The sequence below is a fragment of the Vibrio sp. 10N.286.49.B3 genome, from assembly GCF_002873395.1.
Taxonomy (GTDB): domain Bacteria; phylum Pseudomonadota; class Gammaproteobacteria; order Enterobacterales; family Vibrionaceae; genus Vibrio.
In genome coordinates this window covers 1-324 of the sequence record NZ_MCUV01000051.1, presented here as the reverse complement: position 1 = coordinate 324, position 324 = coordinate 1, and the positions used below count along the sequence as shown (strand labels likewise).

Sequence of the window (324 nt, the reverse complement as noted above, 5' to 3'; positions counted from 1 at the left end):
GACCATTCCAGCCGGCGTGACCGATATTCAAGTGACGGTACCGACTTCGCAAGATGATGTCTACGAAGGCGATGAGACCTTTGGTCTTGTGGTCACAGAAGCAAACGATATCACCACCAATGGTGATACAGGCGTTACCGGTGAAGCCACCATTACCGATGGGGGCAATGGCCCTGGTAATAACCCCGATAACGATAAACCCACCTTATCGATTAGCGATCCTGTTATTGTTAATGAAGGTGATGATGCTGAATTTACGGTTAGTCTAAGTAACCCAACCGAAGCCGATGTTGTCATTAATATCGTTCCTGATACGGACGGTGA

1 protein-coding gene is annotated in these 324 nt (G+C 47.8%); it reads left to right on the top strand.

All coding sequences use genetic code 11. The features are described 5' to 3' along the window. Nucleotides 1-324: hypothetical protein (locus BCU68_RS16970; protein WP_198591758.1), on the top strand; the 324-nt coding region annotated here is incomplete at both ends.